The 17,602-nt window shown below is 56.6% G+C and carries 20 protein-coding genes and 1 pseudogene; 8 read left to right on the forward strand and 13 right to left on the reverse strand.

The window, feature by feature from the left end; all coding sequences use genetic code 11:
- Positions 1 to 262 precede the first annotated feature (262 nt).
- From E4662_RS05435 to E4662_RS05445, 4 genes are all read left to right on the forward strand, one after another.
- On the forward strand, positions 263 to 1,135 hold the full coding sequence (locus E4662_RS05435; RefSeq protein ID WP_136440356.1) for a hypothetical protein: 873 nt from the start codon (positions 263 to 265) through the stop codon (positions 1,133 to 1,135).
- A 15-nt stretch (positions 1,136 to 1,150) separates the two neighbouring features.
- Complete coding sequence (locus E4662_RS24210; RefSeq protein ID WP_206080257.1) at positions 1,151 to 1,714, forward strand: ASCH domain-containing protein; 564 nt, start codon at positions 1,151 to 1,153, stop codon at positions 1,712 to 1,714.
- Positions 1,715 to 1,836: 122 nt separating this feature from the next.
- Positions 1,837 to 1,962 (forward strand): hypothetical protein, encoded by a 126-nt coding sequence (locus tag E4662_RS24405; RefSeq protein WP_276606300.1) that lies wholly within the window; start codon positions 1,837 to 1,839, stop codon positions 1,960 to 1,962.
- Between the two features lie 211 nt (positions 1,963 to 2,173).
- Entirely contained in the window at positions 2,174 to 3,154 is a 981-nt protein-coding gene (locus tag E4662_RS05445; RefSeq protein ID WP_136440358.1) for a tyrosine-type recombinase/integrase, read from the forward strand.
- 156 nt (positions 3,155 to 3,310) lie between these two features.
- Here the strand turns inward: E4662_RS05445 and E4662_RS05450 are convergent, their stop codons facing one another.
- The 4 genes and pseudogenes from E4662_RS05450 to E4662_RS05465 form a co-directional block, all read right to left on the reverse strand.
- Positions 3,311 to 3,940 carry a HEPN domain-containing protein gene (locus E4662_RS05450; RefSeq protein WP_136440360.1) on the reverse strand — a complete coding sequence of 210 codons (630 nt, stop codon included), beginning with the start codon at positions 3,938 to 3,940 and terminating at the stop codon, positions 3,311 to 3,313.
- Positions 3,924 to 5,111: a DUF262 domain-containing protein gene (locus E4662_RS05455; protein ID WP_206080258.1), complete on the reverse strand. Its 1,188-nt coding sequence runs from the start codon at positions 5,109 to 5,111 to the stop codon at positions 3,924 to 3,926. The genes E4662_RS05450 and E4662_RS05455 overlap by 17 nt, the downstream gene beginning before the upstream one ends.
- Before the next feature lie 610 nt (positions 5,112 to 5,721).
- Positions 5,722 to 6,458: pseudogene (locus E4662_RS24460) on the reverse strand (IS5 family transposase).
- 78 nt (positions 6,459 to 6,536) lie between these two features.
- On the reverse strand, positions 6,537 to 7,214 hold the full coding sequence (locus E4662_RS05465) for a GntR family transcriptional regulator (protein WP_240705133.1): 678 nt from the start codon (positions 7,212 to 7,214) through the stop codon (positions 6,537 to 6,539).
- A 128-nt stretch (positions 7,215 to 7,342) separates the two neighbouring features.
- Between E4662_RS05465 and E4662_RS05470 the strand changes: the two genes are divergently transcribed.
- From E4662_RS05470 to E4662_RS05485, 4 genes are all read left to right on the forward strand, one after another.
- Entirely contained in the window at positions 7,343 to 8,341 is a 999-nt protein-coding gene (locus tag E4662_RS05470; RefSeq protein ID WP_136440366.1) for a TRAP transporter substrate-binding protein, read from the forward strand.
- A gap of 77 nt (positions 8,342 to 8,418) precedes the next feature.
- Positions 8,419 to 8,904 (forward strand): TRAP transporter small permease, encoded by a 486-nt coding sequence (locus E4662_RS05475; protein WP_136440368.1) that lies wholly within the window; start codon positions 8,419 to 8,421, stop codon positions 8,902 to 8,904.
- A gap of 10 nt (positions 8,905 to 8,914) precedes the next feature.
- A complete protein-coding gene (locus tag E4662_RS05480) occupies positions 8,915 to 10,198 on the forward strand; it encodes a TRAP transporter large permease (protein ID WP_136440370.1) in 1,284 nt (427 codons plus the stop codon).
- 47 nt (positions 10,199 to 10,245) lie between these two features.
- Positions 10,246 to 11,391: an alpha-hydroxy acid oxidase gene (locus E4662_RS05485; protein ID WP_136440372.1), complete on the forward strand. Its 1,146-nt coding sequence runs from the start codon at positions 10,246 to 10,248 to the stop codon at positions 11,389 to 11,391.
- 51 nt (positions 11,392 to 11,442) lie between these two features.
- On the opposite strand, the gene E4662_RS05490 is transcribed toward E4662_RS05485, so the two are convergent.
- From E4662_RS05490 to E4662_RS05530, 9 genes are read right to left on the reverse strand one after another with little or no spacing between them, the layout of a single operon-like run.
- On the reverse strand, positions 11,443 to 11,841 hold the full coding sequence (locus E4662_RS05490) for a methylglyoxal synthase (RefSeq protein ID WP_136440374.1): 399 nt from the start codon (positions 11,839 to 11,841) through the stop codon (positions 11,443 to 11,445).
- Positions 11,819 to 12,337, reverse strand: a complete 519-nt coding sequence (locus E4662_RS05495) for a 2,4'-dihydroxyacetophenone dioxygenase family protein (protein ID WP_136440376.1) — start codon at positions 12,335 to 12,337, stop codon at positions 11,819 to 11,821. The genes E4662_RS05490 and E4662_RS05495 overlap by 23 nt, the downstream gene beginning before the upstream one ends.
- Before the next feature lie 12 nt (positions 12,338 to 12,349).
- The gene (locus E4662_RS05500; RefSeq protein WP_136440378.1) at positions 12,350 to 13,051 is read right to left on the reverse strand and encodes an SDR family NAD(P)-dependent oxidoreductase; all 702 of its coding nucleotides are present in this window, start codon (positions 13,049 to 13,051) and stop codon (positions 12,350 to 12,352) included.
- A complete protein-coding gene (locus E4662_RS05505) occupies positions 13,048 to 13,674 on the reverse strand; it encodes a 2-dehydro-3-deoxy-6-phosphogalactonate aldolase (RefSeq protein ID WP_136440392.1) in 627 nt (208 codons plus the stop codon). The genes E4662_RS05500 and E4662_RS05505 overlap by 4 nt, the downstream gene beginning before the upstream one ends.
- Positions 13,671 to 14,591 carry a 2-dehydro-3-deoxygalactonokinase gene (locus E4662_RS05510; RefSeq protein ID WP_136440394.1) on the reverse strand — a complete coding sequence of 307 codons (921 nt, stop codon included), beginning with the start codon at positions 14,589 to 14,591 and terminating at the stop codon, positions 13,671 to 13,673. Before E4662_RS05510 ends, E4662_RS05505 begins: the two co-directional genes overlap by 4 nt.
- Complete coding sequence (locus tag E4662_RS05515) at positions 14,572 to 15,261, reverse strand: RraA family protein (protein WP_136440396.1); 690 nt, start codon at positions 15,259 to 15,261, stop codon at positions 14,572 to 14,574. Before E4662_RS05515 ends, E4662_RS05510 begins: the two co-directional genes overlap by 20 nt.
- A 12-nt stretch (positions 15,262 to 15,273) precedes the next feature.
- Complete coding sequence (locus tag E4662_RS05520) at positions 15,274 to 16,305, reverse strand: C-terminal binding protein (RefSeq protein WP_136440398.1); 1,032 nt, start codon at positions 16,303 to 16,305, stop codon at positions 15,274 to 15,276.
- Entirely contained in the window at positions 16,298 to 16,792 is a 495-nt protein-coding gene (locus E4662_RS05525; protein ID WP_136440400.1) for a lactoylglutathione lyase family protein, read from the reverse strand. The genes E4662_RS05520 and E4662_RS05525 overlap by 8 nt, the downstream gene beginning before the upstream one ends.
- Positions 16,793 to 16,813: 21 nt before the next feature.
- Positions 16,814 to 17,602, reverse strand: coding sequence for an SDR family NAD(P)-dependent oxidoreductase (locus E4662_RS05530; protein ID WP_136440402.1), 789 nt, complete (start codon positions 17,600 to 17,602; stop codon positions 16,814 to 16,816).

The raw sequence follows: 17,602 nt of genomic DNA on the forward strand, positions 1-17,602 counted from the left end.
CGCATGGCTGCGCCTCCGCCTCGGGCACTGAGAACCTGCCGGGGGCTTCAACCGCCCCCGGCCTTTTCTCTCTTCACCGCGGGCCGTTTGGGGACGGCCCGGCCGAGGCGCGCACGGTCGCCACCACTCACGACAAGAACAGACCGTGCGCGCCAAAACTTAGCCGCCGATTTCCCGCAGGTTGGTGGTTTCTGCCTTGCGTCATCACCGGCGCGGCCGGTTGGGCAACCGTCTTCGCGATTGCATTCTGAAAGGTACACAAATGGCTACTACCCGTCCGCGTGGCTTCATCAACACATGGTCGCCACAACGCGACACTCTCGAACTGGTTTCAAACGTGCAGGCGATCTTGCGCGAATACAGCGACATCACCCCTCTGACCCTGCGACAAATCTTTTACATGCTGGTCAGTGGCTATGGCTTCGACAAGACAGAGAAGGCCTATAAGCGACTGTGCGAGACCATGAACCGCGCCCGGCGCGCGAAGCTGATCGACATGGATGACATCCGCGATGATGGCCTGCGCCGGCAAACACCCCACGGGTGGGAATGCGAAGCCTCGATCCTGGCCACCTTCCGAAGCTATGGCCGGCGTTTCCGGCTAAACCGCCAGCAGAACCAGCCGGTGCATCTGATGGTCTGGTGTGAAGCCGGTGGCATGCTGCCCCAGCTCGCCAAATATTGCGAGGACTACGGCGTTCCCGTCTTGTCATCGGGCGGCTTCGACAGTGTCACGACCAAGCATAACTTCGCGCGCGAGGCCTGCGACTATGACGCGGTAGAAATTCTGCACATCGGCGATCATGACCCCTCTGGCGTGCATATGTGTTCCAGCCTTGACGAAGACCTGTCGGCCTTCGTCGATCACTATGGCGGCGACATCACCGTGACCCGTCTTGCTGTCACCCCGTCGCAAATCCGCCGGATGGACCTGCCGAAGGCACCGGCAAAGCGCACCGACAACCGGTCATTTAAGGGCCTGACCACTCAGGCCGAGGCTATCCCGCCTCGAAAGCTGCGCGAAATCGTACAGGACGCCCTGTCGGATCGGATCGACGCCGCAATCTACCAGGAAACGCTGGCAGAAGAGGAAGCTATTCGCGCTTCGCTCACCGAAAAGCTGGCCAGCCTTTAAACAAGAGGTCTGCTGATGCCCCGCAACATGTCATTCGCCCTGACGCTCGACCAGGTGCATAACCGGGAAAAGGACGTGACCCGCAGGTTCGGCTGGCGGTTCCTGAAACCCGGCGACGTGGTCAATGCCGTCGAAAAGGGCATGGGCCTGAAGCCCGGCGAAAAGATCAAGCGCATCTGCCAGATCGAAATCGTCAGCACCCGAACCGAGCCGCTGAACGCGATCACCCACGAAGACTGCGCCCGCGAAGGCTTCCCCGATTTCTACCCGGCCGATTTCGTCGGGATGCTGACTAGCCACTATGGATGCCCGGAAGACAAGACGGTCAACCGGATCGAATTCCGCTATCTGGGGGCGGATCAGCCGGGGGTCGTGGCTCAGATATTGGAAGCTTTGGGCAACGCGATCGAGAACGGCTACTCGCATGACTACGATCGACCAGCACGGGACATCGTTCTGGAAATTCACGACTGGTCGGGGATCGCAGGCTTTGACCATGACAGCCCCGTGGATGTCGAAACGGGCGTCGCGGGCGTTCTGCAATGGCGCCAGACCAACCCTCAGCCGTCAGAGACCTGAGAAGGGAACGCCTATGCCCAACAAATTCCTGCACGGCAACGGATACCACTGCCCCGCATGTCAGCTGCGCAGGGATGCGGCTGCGCGGGATTTTCCATGGGGCGGCAGGGGGGGGGGAATCAATGACCTGCAACCTGTGTAACGGCACCGGGCGGATCGCTCGGTGCACCACGGACATCATTGCCGAAACCGTCGCAGAAGCCGCCCGTTTTCACTGGAAAACAGACGACGAAAAGGGGGCAGCATGACGGCCGAAAGCAACATCGCTGCAGGTCAGAGCTGGGCCGCACCACCCCTGACCATCGTTCAGGCTGCGGCCGCGCTCGGCATTTCCCGAAGCACGCTGGACCAGCATTTGAAGGGGAAGGAAACCCGACCGGGCGTTCATTATGAGTTGCGCGGGAACAGAAAGGTCTTCTACCGTGAGAATATTTTACAGATGCGTAGGGTTTTGACGGAATGCGCTTGCAGATCAAATGGAACAACGGATGGGCCTATGCTCACGGCACCGGCCCCGATGGCAAGCGAATCCGACGCGCTCTTAAGACTAAGGACCATCGCCGCGCAGAGGAACTCCGAGCGCACCTAGAGGCGAAGCTGTGGGCCGTTGATCTATATGGCCCACAATCTGTCGTCACCTTCGATCAGGCGGCGCTAGCCTATGCCGAGGATGACGGCGACACCCGATTTCTGGTCAAGATGACGGAACAACTGGCCGGCCAGCTACTGCGCGAAATTACTCCCCGCGGTGTTAGGGAAGCCGCGAAAAGGGCCTATCCCACTGCATCAAACGCCACCCGCAACCGACAAGGCATCACCCCAGTTCGCGCGGTGATAAACTATGCTCATGATCAGGGCTGGTGTGCTCCGATCAAGGTGAGAGCCTTCCCGGTCGAAAAAGCGAAGCGCAAGGCGGTGGGTCATGACTATCTCGCCAAGCTACAGCCGCATCTGCCGATCAACCTCTTCGCACTAATGCTGTTCCTGAATACGACAGGACGGCGGGTCGGTGACGCAGTGGGCCTGACACCCGATGACATCGATTTCGGCGAAGCCACCGCGCACATCAGCAAAACGAAGAACGGTGAAGAGGCGACAGCGCACCTTGTTCCGATGCTGCTAGACATTCTGAAAGAGATCATGCCGGAAGACGAAGCCGCCCCTGTCTTTGGATACAGGGACAGACGCAGCATCTATGGCACGCTGAAACGGGCCTGCAAGAATGCTGGCGTTGAATATCTGGGCACCCACCAACCAGGCCGCCACAGCTTCGCTACATCGCTGGAACGCGAGGGCTGGTCGGCTCGCGCTATCGCCGATGCAGGCGGCTGGAAGTCCGTTAGACTGGTCGATGAAACCTATATCCACACCAACGACCCGGCCGGGCGCGCAGCTAGCGTCATTGGAGCAAAACTGGCCAAGACGATCCGAAAGAATTGACTGGCGAGTTTCCCTCGGCAGCAAAGGCCGCGATGCACAGGAGGCGGACTTCAAAAGCCTCAGCGAAGAGCCCTTCGCCCACTTTGAGCGATGCAAACAATGCTTCGCCCCCCCCATTGCCACCATTGGTACAACCAACGGCCTAAAAATCCGGACTTACTTCGACATTCCCTCTTGGAGCTGCAGGCAAGCGGCGGCATCAAATGCGGTCAAACCAGTAAGGATCTGAGTTGTCTCTGACAAAACAGAGCTTCGAGTTTCCGAAGTCTTCATTTTAACTTTGTGGGCGATAGAGCCTCTTTTAGTTCCAAAAGCATTCAACGCAGCCGATACGGTCAGATCAACGTCTTCGGGATCAATTCCGATTTGCAAAAGGAGCTTTCTCTGATCGGCAGTGGTGACCCCGTGGTTCGCTTGAACATCGAGGGTAAGGTTTGACACTGCGCTTGAAGCAAAGCCAAGTAGGTCGGACGCCACCGAAGATTTAATCTTCCGACGAGCTACATTGTCATCAACTTGTTGCATCGCCTCAGAGGCAACAAGGCTCAACATTGCACGACATACTCTATCGTCTTTTTTTAGTTGCGCGTGCGCTTCCCTAGATACAACCGTAACAATTTCTTCAATGTACTGCTCAAAGGCTGCATGCGCCAAAAGCACGTAGGACTGCACTTTCAGATGATCAAGCGGGCTAACGCATTCGTTCTCTGGTACTCGCGCAAGAATCTTTCGAACGTTGCCTAGAGACGCTTTGAGCGCTTTGTACGGCTTAGTTGGCGGCTTCATTTGCAATCGCCGGCACAATCAGTGGGATACCTGACATTTCAGTCACTTTGTCGTAAAAACTAGCGAACCTCGTCCGTGTAGACGTAACTGATTTAGTAGTTGTTTCAACTGCTCTTCTGAAGGCATCGGTTGAGGAGGTTTGCTCAAAACCATCAACAAATTCAGCTGGCTTCTCGAGTGCCCATTCTCGAACGGCAGGTTTTGCCAATGCTCCAACCAGGACATCAAAAAGCGCCCTGTTGAACCTCTTCTCGTATACTCCGTCAACAAATTTCCGACAAAATTTCTTATCAGGAAAAATACTCATACCAGCGTCAATAGCGGCATTCATGTTATTCAAACGTGACGTAACATCTTCGACAACGCCGCCGTTTTCAGCCATCGTCGCGTTGTAGCGAGTACATAATTCATCAAGAAATTTTTTGAGGTCGCCGGCGTAGACAAGATTTTGGTCAGAAAAAGCGAGAAATCGCGCCGCTAACTCGACATCGTTCATTCTCGGGTCAGGGCTCTTCTTGGAAATCAGCTTGTGCAGCGGTCCAACTTCCTCTGTCCATTGGATGATGAACTTCAAAAATTCTCCAGGATATAGAGACATCCGCAGTTCCATGGGGGACAACTTCACTGAGCCAGAATTGAGGCGATGAAAAATTTCATAGAGGATTCTGTCATCTTCCCACCCCCGGATAACTGCTGTTCGTTGAGTTTGGTTCAACAGTTCGAAACGCCAATCTTCGTTCTTTTCGATTTCTTCCCAAGTCTGCCCCTCAAGATCAGACAGCACTCGAAGATCCTTTAATCGGAATTTTTGCCCGCTAGGAAACTTTCCATCTATAAACTCTTTTATAGTCAAAAGCCTTTGCTTTCCGTCCAAAACTAAGAAAGACCTACTACTACCGCCACTGGCCGATAGCAAAATCTGCGGAATTGGAATCCCTAGAAAGAGCGACTCGATGAAGCTAATTTTTGCTTTAGGGGGCCAAACATTTCGGCGTTGAAATTCCGGAGAAAGGTTTATTTGGCTTCCGATCTGCCTATACAGAGTTTCGATTGTCCAGTCGGTCGGTGAGATCAAAAGTGACGAGAACTCCTCCGCGCTAACGTTCGAGCTTTCACCCTCTTCCGTTGGTTCCAAATCTTCGAACTGCTCGTCTCTGTCTTCGTAGGTCAAATCAACCTCCTGCGTGTTCGAAGTCACTCTAAATGTAACCGGCTATCAGTCAATCAACAGTCTTGATTATGCAATGTCGCGAACTTCTGCTGCGGGTGGCTGAGGTCTTAAAAAAATAGCATACGCTGCGAGTGACTGGTTTGCGCACGACGAGCAGACTCGTCATGATCGCTTCGGGCCGTGAACGAGCACATCCTATCTGCGAAAGGCTGGGTGAAAAGAGTGTCCATTCCTGTCACTGACAAAAAATTGGCGGAGAGCACCCAGCGCAACTGGCAAGTTATTGAAATAATTTTGCTATTCTGAGTCACCTTCTGCCCTGCTAAGGGAGTAGGCGGGAAACCGTCTCGAGGGTTCGAATCCCTTCGTCTCCGCCATTTGTTCGATCAATGCGTTGATTTCAAAATATCTTCGCGATTTTCGCCCAAGCCGAGAAACACTTCGGGCTGCTTTGTGCGCCTAGACGTGCGGTTCTGCCTCCAAAAGCTTGAAGCCGTGATGAGCTTCTCCATGAGCCGCTTCACGTCGAGCTATTCAAGCCCGTGGCGGAGATGGAACGAGACGGCATTCTTGCCAGCCCGGTCACGTTAGGGGCCAGACTCATTGAGTTTCATAGCCAGAAGATGACAAGCGCAGCGAGGGTGATGACCGAAAGGAACACCTTGGGGCATCGGTCATAGCGTGTTGCGACGCGTCGCCAGTCCTTGAGCCTGCCGAACATGATCTCGATGCGGTTGCGTCGTTTGAAGCGCCGCTTGTCGTATTACACGGCCTTCTTGCGCTGCTACCGTCCCGGGATGCGCGCGTATCCCTTTGCCTTTCAACGCGTCTTTGAACCAGTCAGCATCGTATCCGCAAACACCAAATAGCCAGTCAACCTTGGGCAAGCTGCTCACTATAGCGCGGGCACCGATGTCGTCACTGACCTGTCCCGCTGACACAAACAGGTTCAGTGGGCGGCTTTTGTTGTCGCAAATCGCATGAAGCTTTGTGTTCATGCCGCCCCTGGTCCGGCCCCTCTCGGGACATTGCTGCGCAATGCCCTGCGGGTCAGTGAACTAGGGGTCCATGCCCCCCCTTTTCGACGCCCATGCTGGTCGCTGTTCGGTGGGCCTTTAGATAGGTGGCGTCGATCATGACGGTCTTTTCTACGCCGTTCTCGGCAGCCAAACCGACCAGCATCGCAGCGAAGACACCCTCATCGCACCATCTCAACCCATTGCGATTGTTGAAAACAATGCCGCTCAACAGACGTCGACCATCAACGCATGGCTTACCGTGGGACTTGGGGAAGCAGGGTTCAAGTCGCGCCATCTGCGCATCCCTCAGCCAGAAAAGATCAGACATGTTCACCGCTCATTTTGCGAACCGTGAATCACGCTGCCAGTTACAACTCAATGGGTCCTGACCCTAGCACTGTGACGCTTAATTTCGCTTGTCGATATGTTCAGCACCGACCAAGTCCGAGTAAGAACGTTCGCCCCGCGTGATTTGCCGTTTCAAAACCGTCTTGGCAGCTTTGGCCTTTCCCTCGCGAAGGAGTGCCGCGATTGCCTGATGTTCTTTGAACGACTTTTCCGTTCGTTCAGGGCGCTTGGACAAATGCGTTCGCATGGTACGGACCATGTCGCTGACTTTTTGGTATCCGTCCTGCAAAAATCCATTGCCACAATGATCGAAAAAAGCGTCGTGAAAATCTGCGTCCAGTTCGAGGTAGTCATTAAACGCATCAGCCTCCCTGGCGACGGCCATTTTCGCAACAATGCCATCGAGCTCGCTGAGCAACTCCGTTCGATTTGCTTCAAGCGCCTGATCCACTGCGGCGGATTCAAGTATGAACCGGTAGCGGCAAAGCTGCGCCACATCCTCTTGCGACAGCGTGAAAACAAAGGCGCCGCGTTGAGGAATTATCTGGACGAGACCCTGGAGTTTCAGAGCTGAAAGCGCCTCGCGAATCGGCGTTTTACTGATGCCCATGGCCTTGCTCAACTTGGCTTCCTGTAGCGACTCGCCCAATTCGAATGTGCCATTTGCGATGGCTTCCCTGATGTGATCTTCAGCGATTTTACTTAATGATTTCGGTCGCTTGATCTGCATGCTCATGACCATCGTTCTCCTGTCGATCTCGCAATCTAACCACGAACTTCAGCCGCTGTCTTGATTTATATTTTGTATCTGATATCTCAGATCCCACGATGAATGTCTCATCACGCAATCTTTGGGAGGAAACTTTGCTCTATAAATCCACACTTGCGCTCGGCGCTGCCTTGTCCGCAGGGCTTGCGTTTGCGGCCTCAGCTGAAACTGTCATCAAAGTCGGTCACGGCGCTGCCGAAGCGTTTCACATGCATCGCGCATTGTTGAAATTCGAGGAGTTGGTCGAAGCTGGCTCGGATGGCGAAATTGACGTGCAGATTTTCCCGTCGTCGCAAATGGGTCCTGATCGCGAGATGATCGAAGGCGTCCAGACCGGCGTTCTCGAAATGGCGATCCCGCCATCCTCTTTCTTTGCTGGCTGGGATCCCGCATTTGCAGTTATCGAACTTCCCTACATGTACGCCTCCAAAGACATCGCCTTTGACGTGCTTGACAGCGAAGCGGGCGACGAGATGCTCGCGCGGATCGGCAATCAGGGTCTGGTTGGGCTTGGCTGGCTGGAATTGGGCGTTCGCAACGTGACCAACAACGTCCGGCCGATCGCTTCGCCGGAAGACCTCGACGGAGTGAAATTGCGCACCATGAAGGTCCCCGCCCATGTGGCGACTTTCGAAACGCTTGGCGCAAATCCGACCCCGATGAACTTCGGCGAAGTCTATTCAGCCCTGCAACAGGGTGTGATTGACGGACAGGAAAACCCACTCGCCATCATCACTTCGCAGCGTTTCTACGAAGTGCAGAAGTACCTCTCGACCACGGCTCACCTCTTTGCGGTCTATATTCCGGTCGTGTCCAAACCCTTCTTTGACGGGTTGTCCGAGGAGCATCAGGCCCTTGTGCGGGAATCCATGGCGGCGGCGCGTGTCTATCAGGCCGAACTGGTCGCAGCCGAAGACGCGGCACAGCTCGAACAAATCCGTGCTTCGGGTGTCGAAGTTCTCGAACTGACCGCAGAACAACGCCAGGCCTTTGCCGACAAGACCGAAAGCGTGCGGCTGCAATATCGCGACGAAGTCGGTGCCGATACCTTTGATCGCTGGGTTGCCGCAGTGAACGCTGCGAGCGGTATGTGATTGTCAGGCTGACGGAATAAGGCTGCGCCCGGACCATCAGGGTTTGGGCGCATGCCGACCTTTGGGAGGAGGAAAACATGGCGGCTTTGAAATGGCTCGACCGTAACGCAGAAAAAGCTCTTGCGAGCTTTCTTCTGGGGGCAATTGTTCTGCTGATTTTTGGCAATGTCTTCATGCGTTACATACTCAATGCATCGCTGTCGTGGGGCGAGGAATTGACGCTTTGGATGTTCGTCTGGTTCGTCTGGCTTGGCGTGAGCTATGCTTTTCACACCGGCGACCATGTGCGCATCACCGTCCTGCGCGATCAGCTGAGCGAACGCACGCGTCTTTTTGTGGACGTTGCCATTGCGCTTCTGGTCCTCATTTTTCTGCTGGCTCTCACCTATGAATGCATCAAGCTCATCAGAATGCCGTTTGTGGCAAGCCAGCGGTCCGTGGTTCTGGGGCTTCCCATTCCGATCCTGTATGCCTCTGCACCCGTCGGTGCCAGCCTGGCGGCAATCCGAGTCGTTCAGCATCTCAAACGATCCCTGCGACTAATCGCAGAAACCAAGTCGTGAGGACATTCCAATGATTGCAGCAACACTCTTTCTGACACTCTTCGCACTTCTGCTTTTCAGTGTGCCGATTGGCATCTGCCTTGGCCTTGCCACCATGATCGTGATGGTGTTTGTCGACGGAACACCGCCGATGGTGCTTCTTGCCCGTTCTGTGGTGACAGGGGCGGACTCCTTTCCCCTGATCGCCGTGCCATTGTTCATTCTGGCTGGCGATCTGATGCAGCACGGCGGCATGTCGCGCCGATTGGTCGGCTTTGCCAACGCGTTGATTGGCCACATTCGCGGCGGGCTTGCCTATGTGAATGTTCTGGCCTGCGTGTTCTTTGCCGCCATTTCCGGATCTTCGCCCGCGACCGTGGCGGCGATTGGGTCGAACATGATCCCCGAGATGGAAAAGGTTGGCTATACCCGCAAGTTCAGCGGTGCCCTTACCGCGTCTTCGGGCATGATCGGCGTGATGATCCCGCCGAGCATCCCCTTCATCATCTATGGCGTCACCGCCGAGGTTTCGATTGGCAAGCTTTTCCTTGCCGGTGTCATTCCCGGCGTCCTGTTCGCCGTGATGTTCATGCTGGTGGCCCGCTTCCTGCTGCGCAATGACAGCGTTGCTCAAGAGGCCGCAACCACCTTTTCCGGGCCGGGTGTCTGGAAGAGCTTTCGCACATCGATCTGGGCGCTTCTGGTGCCGGTGATTATTCTGGGCGGTATCTATAGCGGCGTGTTCACTCCGACCGAAGCCGGGGCCGTCGCCGTTGTCTACGCCGCCTTGATCGGGATTTTCGTCTATCGCGATATCACGGTCAAAGACCTGCCTGAAATCCTGGCAGGCAGCGCCAAAACAAGCGGAACCATTCTGGTTCTGGTCATCATGGCAACAGCCTTTGGCAGGCTGATTACCCTTGCCCGGATACCGGCAGATCTGGCCACGTCCATCACCAGCCTGTCCGACAATCCAATCATCATCTTGCTGTTGATCAACCTGCTGCTTCTGGTGATCGGGATGTTCATGGAAACGATCTCGTCGATCATCATTATGACGCCGATCCTGTTGCCGGTTGCCACGGCGCTGGGTGTTGATCCAATCGTGTTCGGGGTGATCCTGACGGTCAATCTGGCCATTGGGTTCTGTACGCCACCACTTGGTGTAAACCTGTTTGTGGCCAGCAGTATTTCGAATGTTTCGATCGAGAAGCTAAGCCACGCGATCCTTCCATTCTTTGTCGGCATGCTCATTCTGCTGATGCTCGTCACCTATGTGCCCGCAATTTCTCTGGCGCTGCCATCACTTTGGTAGCGTCCCGGAAACCGGCATTCTCAAGTCAACAAAAGTAGAGGAACCAGATGGATCTGGACCTGTCATACCCGTCGATAGAAGACTTGCGCCAAGCGGCCCGAAAACGGCTTCCGAAGTTCGCGTTCGAGTACCTCGACAGCGCAACTGGTCGCGAGCTGGGGCTCAAGGTGAACCGGGATGCACTCGACGCAATCGGTTTCATGCCCAGTGTTTTGTGCGGGCGCACCAAAGCCGACCTGCGGACATCGCTGCTTGGCCAAGACTATGATCTGCCCTTTGGAATAGCGCCAGTGGGCATGTCCGGCATGATGTGGGCGGGCGCAGAACGCAAGCTGGCCAAGGCCGCGGTCACGCATAACATTCCGTTTTCGCTGTCCAGCGTCGCGGTTGCCTCGCCCGAGGATGTCGCCCCCTACATTGGCAACAACGGGTGGTTTCAGCATTACCCGGTGAACTCGGCGGAGTTGCGACGCGCGATGTTGCCAAGGATCAAGGCTGCGGGCTTTCATACGCTCATCATCACCGTGGACGTTCCCGAAGAAAGCAGGCGCGAACGCCAGCGGCGGGCAAACCTGACTGTGCCGCCCAGAGCCGATCTCAGGACGCTGGTTGAGATGGCGAAATGCCCTGCATGGTGTCTTGCCCATCTGCGCGAAGGTATCGTTCCGCGGATGCGGTTTTTTGATGATTATGTGCCCCAGCGTGGCCGCGAGAGTTTCACCCACGCGGGCGCTCTGATCCGGGGCATTCCGGACTGGCAATACCTGCAGGAACTGCGCGAAGAATGGGACGGGCATTTGGTTGTCAAGGGGGTCTTGCGACCCGACGATGCCGAACGAATGGTTTCAGAGGGTGCCGATTGCATCTGGGTTTCGAACCATTCTGGACGTCAGTTCGAAGCCGGGCCTGCTGTGATTGATCAACTGCCGAAAATCCGCGACGCTGTCGGGCCGAATGTTCCGCTCATTTACGATTCCGGTGTGGCATGGGGTTTGGATATTATGCGGGCACTGGCAAAAGGGGCGGATTTTGTCATGGTAGGGCGCGCGTTTCAGTATGCGGTCGCCGCATTCGGAGCGCGCGGCATCGACCACCTGATCCATATCCTGAAAGCCGATATCGAGGCCAATATGAGCCAGCTTGGAGTCGAAAAGATCGACCAGCTTGCAGATTATCTTTTGAAGGATTCCTGACACGCGCCGTACAAGTGTGGCGCGCGTCGTTTTGGGCCCCTGCCCGTTGGCCTATTTGCCCAACAGCCCGTTTACAACTAAATCCGCAGTCGAACGCGAACAGGCCATTGGCAGGTCATAGACCGTTGCCAAGCGTGTCAGCGCTTTGACATCGACGTCATGAGGCATCGGCGACAGAGGGTCGACGAAAAAGATCAGGGCGTCCAATTCTGCTTCGCAGATCATCGCGCCGATCTGTTGATCGCCGCCAAGCGGGCCGCTTTTGAGACGGGTCACATCCAGCTCCGGATGTGCCGCCTTGATCCGGCCGCCAGTCGTGCCAGTGGAGACAATCTGCACACCCATCAGGCGGTCATGGTGGCGGCCAACCCATTCGACAATCTCGTCTTTTCGGGCGTCATGCGCCACCAGCGCAAACCGTGGTGTGCTATCGGATGAATTGCTCGACATAGTCCTCTCCAAGGCCGACTTCGGCAAAATGTTTGCGGCACAGGTCAATCTTGGTGAAGACATCCTCGTAGCCTTGCACCTTACCCCATGGGTCAACGTAGCACATCACGCCATTGACCTGGAAATAGGTGATCATCTCTTCGACATCATCGGGCACGACAAGTGTATGTGTTTCGCCGGGCGGTTCGTAGACATAGCCCCCTTCTTCAGCGACCCAATCGTGCTCCAGATAGTGCCAGCGCCCCTTGAGAACAAAGCCATGCACGGGCTGTGGGTGACGGTGGCGGGACAGAACGCCGGCTTTGCGCACCTTCAGAAGATTCATCCAATACCCCTGCGAGCGGTTCAGGCACAGCGGGCGAAACCAGACATTTTCAGCCTGCGGCACCCAAAGCCGTTCGTCTTCGGTCACTGCATTGGGGATCACGATCTCTTCCTGCGCATCCTTGGGGAATGGCAGCTGATAGGGCATGCGGGCGGTATCATCATCGGTCATGTGTTTCTCTCCTCATACGGCAAGATAGCCGCCGTCGACCGGATAGATCGATCCGGTCACAAAGCTGGCGGCGTCGCTTAATAGCCAATGCACCAGCGCGCCGACTTCCTCGGGTTTTCCCCAGCGTTTCATGGGTGTACGCGCCATGATGCCTTGGGTTCGGGCCGCATCATCGCGCAAGCCTTGCGTCATCTCGGTTTCAATCCAACCGGGGGCGATGGCGTTGACGCGAATACCCTGCTCTGCCCAATGGCCCGCAAGCGCCTTGGTCAGTTGCGACACGCCGCCTTTTGACGCGGAATAAGCCGGAACCAGAGGGCCACCGAACGTGCTGAGCATCGACGCGGTGTTGACGATTGCGCCGCCCGATTTCGCCAGGAGCGGCTGAGCGGCAAGGCAACAGCGCATCGTTCCCGTCAGGTTTACCTCGAGGACACGGGCGAACACGTCGATGTCGTATTCGTCTCCGCGCCGCAGGATTCCGGCGCTGTTCACCAGCGCATCCAAATCGGGTAAGCCGCCAAATACCGCATCAACCGATGCCTGATCGGTCACGTCCATGAGTTGCGTCGAGATGCCCTTTTGCGGGCGGAACCCTTCCAGTTCGGCTTGGGATGCAGAGACTGCGATAACCGCCCACCCCGCGTCGGCAAGCGCCCGCGAGACGCCAGCGCCAATCCCGCGGGTGCCTCCGGTGACAAGGGCGCGTTTCATTGCAAATCCTCCCAAGCAGAAGCGAAAGCGCTCGCGCGCGCGGCAATGTCTTCCAACGTGTAGCCCGGTTTGAACAGCGCCGAGCCAAGCCCGAAGCCATCCACGCCCACAGCGCGATACACGCCCATGGTACCCGGTGTGATGCCACCAACGGCGGCAACAATCGCGTCTTTCGGCAGGACGGCCCGCATGGCAGCAATGGCAGCAGGTGGCACCATTTCGGCAGGGAAGATTTTCAACACGCTTGCTCCTATATCCAGCGCGGCAAAAGCCTCGGTCGGGGTCATGACACCAGGACACCAATAGAGCCCGCGCGCAACAGCGGCGCGTCCTACGTCCGGGTTCATGTTTGGGGACACGATGACACGCCCACCAGCGTCTGCAACCGCTTTGACCTGATCAACCGTCAGCACCGTTCCGGCCCCGACAATAGCCTGCTCGCCATGGCTTTCAGAGATCCGGGTGATTGACGCAAGAGGGTCCGGCGAGTTGAGCGGCACCTCAATGATCCGAAACCCTGTCCGGATCAAAACATCTGAGACCGGCCCGGCCTGAGCAGGGTCGAGACCCCGCAGAATTGCAATCAGAGGGTTGGCGGCCATAGCCGTGACAAGATCAATCATTCCAGTAATCCAGCAGCTTTCGCGATCATGAAATGGCCCTTGGCGACAATGTTGTCAGGGGCCCGGCGACTTGCCAGACCTGCCGCGCGCAGGGCGATTTCGTAGAGGTCTGTCAAATCATTGCGCCCCACGATGGTCACAGCGGTTGCAATGTCCGTTTTGCGGGTGGCCGATGCGATTTCGGTGCCAATCAGAAGACCGGACAAATAATCGCCTGTGGCCGTCGTTGGGATTTTCTCCAGCAACGGAAGTGTCCGGACGTGGAACAGGTTATGGAGAAGGTCTTCGGGGTCTTGCAGGCCGGCTTTCACGCCCGCTTCAAATACCGCACCGTTGAAATCACCGTCTTCGATCTGCGTGCCCAGGATTGTGTGCCCCTTCAGCGCAGCGAAGATCTCGCCGGTCATATAGGTCGAGAAATCAGTGATCTTTCCGTCCGAGACCTGCACCCATTTGCTATGAGTTCCGGGCATCACGAAGAGGCCATCGTTCAAGCCCAACGTCGCTGCGCCGACAATCTGGGTTTCTTCCCCCCGCATCACGTCCGGCCCGCCCGAATGCTCGGCCGAGGCCCCGGTCACAAAGTGGATGAAGCGGCCGTTTGTCAGGGTGTGCGGCACAAGGCAGCGCGCAAGCCCATGGGCATCGAGCGGCATCTCTGCATAGTCCGTTTCGACCCAGCCATTGCGGCTTGTGATCATGCCGGAGGCGAGGATCGGAAGTGTGTTTTGCATGACCCAAGGGCCAATGAGGCGGTCAAGAACCGCCTCAAAGGAGTTGTCAGCCACCTGCATTATGCCCTCCGGGGACGATACGCCGTCAAGCACATTGCCCTTGGTATCGATCAGAAAGGCCCGCAGCGAAGACGTGCCCCAATCGACGCCGATGAGCGCTGGCTCAGATGCGGCCGAATTCATTCAACAGATCCTCGACCGTTTTGCCCTGTGCAACCCATTCGCGGGTCTTCTCTTCGCGGTCTGCCTGCTCCTGGGCAAGGCGCACGGTCTCTTCGGCGATCTCCTGCGGGATCACGACAACGCCCATCAGGTCAGCGACGATAAAATCGCCGGGATTGACGACCACGCCGCCACAAGCGATCGGCACGTTGATCGACAGTTCGTCTTTGCGTTCCGAGAACATCGTATGTGTACCGCGCGGGGTGATGGCGCGGGTCCAGATCGGCCAGTTGATGTCTTCCAGCTCATCCGTGTCGCGCCCTGTGCCATCGACAATCATGCCACGAATGCCACGGTTCTGGGCCAAGCCGCCCATCAGGCCACCACACACAGAAGTCTGCTGATCACCACCGGCGTCCACGACGATCACATCGCCGGGCTGCGCCATTTCCAGCGCCTTCAAAGGGTCGACCAGATCGCCCTTGGACAGTTGGACGGTCACCGCCTGCCCTGTGACCTTGGACCGGAACGCGGGCTTGATGGCGCTGTCCATCACGCCGGTGCGGTATTGCACATCGGCAAAGATGGCGGCGGCGGAATAGGCTTCCAGCACCTTGTCGAATTTCTTGAGCAACTCGGGCTTGCGCTCAAAGTCGTTAAAGACCCGTAGATCTGTGCTCACGTCTGGCATGGGTATCTCCTGTTATGCGGTTGTGACGGCCAATGCCTCGGCATTGACGGTGTAATCTGGTTTCTGTCCGGTCAGGACCTTGGCCACCTGCGTGGCTGCGGTGACACGCGCCGCGAGAATGGATTCCTCGGAGTAGTAGGCGGCGTGGGGTGTCACCAGAACGTTGGGCAGCGTGAAAAGCGGGTTATCGTCCGGTGTCCAATTGGCCCGTTTGGCGGGCTCTTCCTCGGGGTCATCAAGACCCGCGGCGGCCAGATGCCCTTTGGTCAGCGCACGAAAGAGCGCCTTGTTATCAACAGTCGGGCCGCGCCCGGTGTTCACAAGAATTGCCCCCGGCTTCATCGCAGCGAATTCAGCATCCGACAGAAAGTGATGCGTGTCCGGCGTCATGGGCGCCTGCATCAGGACGTAATCGGACCGTGCCAGCAATCCCGGTTTGTCCACCAACTCCACACCGATATTTTCGGCCACTTCGGCAGGGAGAAACGGGTCATAGGCAATGACTTTGACGCCAAAGGCCTGTGCCCGCGCGACGATGGCTTGCCCGATCTTGCCCAAGGACACCACGCCCATCGTGCGACCGCGCAGCCGATAGACCGGCTGACCGCTTTGCCACTGCCAGATACCGGCGTGGGTGGCACGGTCATAATCCGGAAGCTTGCGCGCAAGCGTCAGCCAAAGCGAAATGGCGTGGTCCGCGACTTCCTCGGTGCAATAGTTCTGCACGTTGGTCACAAGGATGCCTTTGTCCGTCGCTGTATCGACATCGACAATGTCCACCCCAACGCCGTACCGGGCGATCACCTCGCATTTCTGCATCCGCGTGATCGTGTCCCGGCCAATTTTGGCATATTGGTTCATCATCGCCGCGCAATGCGGTGCGACCTCAAACAGGTCTTCTTCACGCTTGGCCTGAAGTGCGATGACTTCCGCGCCGGCGGCTTCCAGAATTTCCGTCTCGACGCTGACATCGCCAAAATCGTAGTCGGTGATCACGACTTTTGGCTTGTCGGTCCTGGGTGCGACGTTGGCGCGATCAGTCATAAGCGCCTGCCGAATAGGTCAGCTCGTAGGAGTGGCTATAAAGCTCGAAAATATTGCCAAACGGGTCTTCCATATAGACCATGCGGTATGGCTTTTCGCCGGGGTAATACTTGCGCACCTGTTGCATGCGCTGCTTCCCACCCAGCGCTTCGATGATCTTGATGCGCCCTTCCAGATCTTCGTCCTGAACACAGAAATGGAACAGGCCGCGGCGCCAGTATTCAAAGGGGCGTTCTTCTTCGATGGTCTTGGGGAATTCGAACAACTCGATGCCGACACCATCGCCCATGGACAGGTGCGCAATGCGGAAACTGCCCCAGCCGGTCCCAAAGACGTCATCACACATCTGACCGATGGCGCTTTCGTCATGCAGGATTTCGGTGGGTTCCATCAACACATAGAGATCGAACGCCTTGGAGTAGAACTCGACAGCCTTTTCAAGGTCCGGAACCGTGATGCCGATGTGAGAGAATGTAAGTGCAACCATGGTTGGCTCCTTGCTTTAAAGTCAGAGAATGTTGCGAACGATGCCGCCTTCGATCCGGTGTGCTGCGCCGTTGGACGCTGTGCTGGCGGAAATCGTGACGATCATGCGGGCGACTTCGTCGGGCTGGACGAAACGCTGGATGAGAGATGTGGGCTCATCGGATTTGAAGTAGTTGTCGACGATCGCGCCCAGCGGTTCGCCTTTTTGTTCGGCGAGCCCGTCAAAATAGGCTTCGACCCCCTCGGTCCAAGTCGGACCCGGCAAGATCGAGTTGACGCGCACCTGTGTGCCCTTGGTCAGCTCCGCCATGCCCCGACTGAGACCTAACATGGCAGTTTTGGTCACCGAATAATGCACCATCTGGGGCAAAGGTTTGACCGCAGCTTCGCTGGCCATATTGATGATCGCCCCCTGCCCCCGTTTCAGCATGGCAGGCAGGAAAATCCGGCTCATCCGCACGGCGGACAAGACGTTGATGTTGAAATAATGCAGCCAATCGTCGTCTGTCAGATCTTCGAACGGTTTGACAGAGAAGATGCCGACATTGTTCACAAGCACATCAACGTCGCCCTGCGCCTGTGCAAATTCTGCCAATGCGGTTGCATCCTCGGATTTGCTGAGATCGGCGGCAAAGCCTGTGACATCGCCAAACTGCGAAAGATCATCAACGCAGGCCGCAACTTCGGCCTTAGTCAGCCCGTGCACAATCAATCGCGCGCCTTCGTCGAGATAGGCTCTTGCCGTTGCCTTGCCGATGCCAGAGCCGGATCCCGTCACGAGGACAAGCTTGTTTTGCAATCCCAAATCCAT

Origin of the sequence: Pacificoceanicola onchidii, from assembly GCF_004804335.1 — a bacterium.
GTDB classification, from domain to species: domain Bacteria; phylum Pseudomonadota; class Alphaproteobacteria; order Rhodobacterales; family Rhodobacteraceae; genus Pacificoceanicola; species Pacificoceanicola onchidii.

Coding starts and splice junctions, on each gene's coding strand:
- E4662_RS05435 (WP_136440356.1), top strand. CDS start 263: ATGGCTACTACCCGTCCGCGTGGCTTCATCAACACATGGTCGCCACAA.
- E4662_RS24210 (WP_206080257.1), top strand. CDS start 1,151: ATGCCCCGCAACATGTCATTCGCCCTGACGCTCGACCAGGTGCATAAC.
- E4662_RS24405 (WP_276606300.1), top strand. CDS start 1,837: ATGACCTGCAACCTGTGTAACGGCACCGGGCGGATCGCTCGGTGCACC.
- E4662_RS05445 (WP_136440358.1), top strand. CDS start 2,174: ATGCGCTTGCAGATCAAATGGAACAACGGATGGGCCTATGCTCACGGC.
- E4662_RS05450 (WP_136440360.1), bottom strand. CDS start 3,940: ATGAAGCCGCCAACTAAGCCGTACAAAGCGCTCAAAGCGTCTCTAGGC.
- E4662_RS05465 (WP_240705133.1), bottom strand. CDS start 7,214: ATGAGCATGCAGATCAAGCGACCGAAATCATTAAGTAAAATCGCTGAA.
- E4662_RS05475 (WP_136440368.1), top strand. CDS start 8,419: ATGGCGGCTTTGAAATGGCTCGACCGTAACGCAGAAAAAGCTCTTGCG.
- E4662_RS05480 (WP_136440370.1), top strand. CDS start 8,915: ATGATTGCAGCAACACTCTTTCTGACACTCTTCGCACTTCTGCTTTTC.
- E4662_RS05485 (WP_136440372.1), top strand. CDS start 10,246: ATGGATCTGGACCTGTCATACCCGTCGATAGAAGACTTGCGCCAAGCG.
- E4662_RS05490 (WP_136440374.1), bottom strand. CDS start 11,841: ATGTCGAGCAATTCATCCGATAGCACACCACGGTTTGCGCTGGTGGCG.
- E4662_RS05495 (WP_136440376.1), bottom strand. CDS start 12,337: ATGACCGATGATGATACCGCCCGCATGCCCTATCAGCTGCCATTCCCC.
- E4662_RS05500 (WP_136440378.1), bottom strand. CDS start 13,051: ATGAAACGCGCCCTTGTCACCGGAGGCACCCGCGGGATTGGCGCTGGC.
- E4662_RS05505 (WP_136440392.1), bottom strand. CDS start 13,674: ATGATTGATCTTGTCACGGCTATGGCCGCCAACCCTCTGATTGCAATT.
- E4662_RS05510 (WP_136440394.1), bottom strand. CDS start 14,591: ATGAATTCGGCCGCATCTGAGCCAGCGCTCATCGGCGTCGATTGGGGC.
- E4662_RS05515 (WP_136440396.1), bottom strand. CDS start 15,261: ATGCCAGACGTGAGCACAGATCTACGGGTCTTTAACGACTTTGAGCGC.
- E4662_RS05520 (WP_136440398.1), bottom strand. CDS start 16,305: ATGACTGATCGCGCCAACGTCGCACCCAGGACCGACAAGCCAAAAGTC.
- E4662_RS05525 (WP_136440400.1), bottom strand. CDS start 16,792: ATGGTTGCACTTACATTCTCTCACATCGGCATCACGGTTCCGGACCTT.
- E4662_RS05530 (WP_136440402.1), bottom strand. CDS start 17,602: ATGGATTTGGGATTGCAAAACAAGCTTGTCCTCGTGACGGGATCCGGC.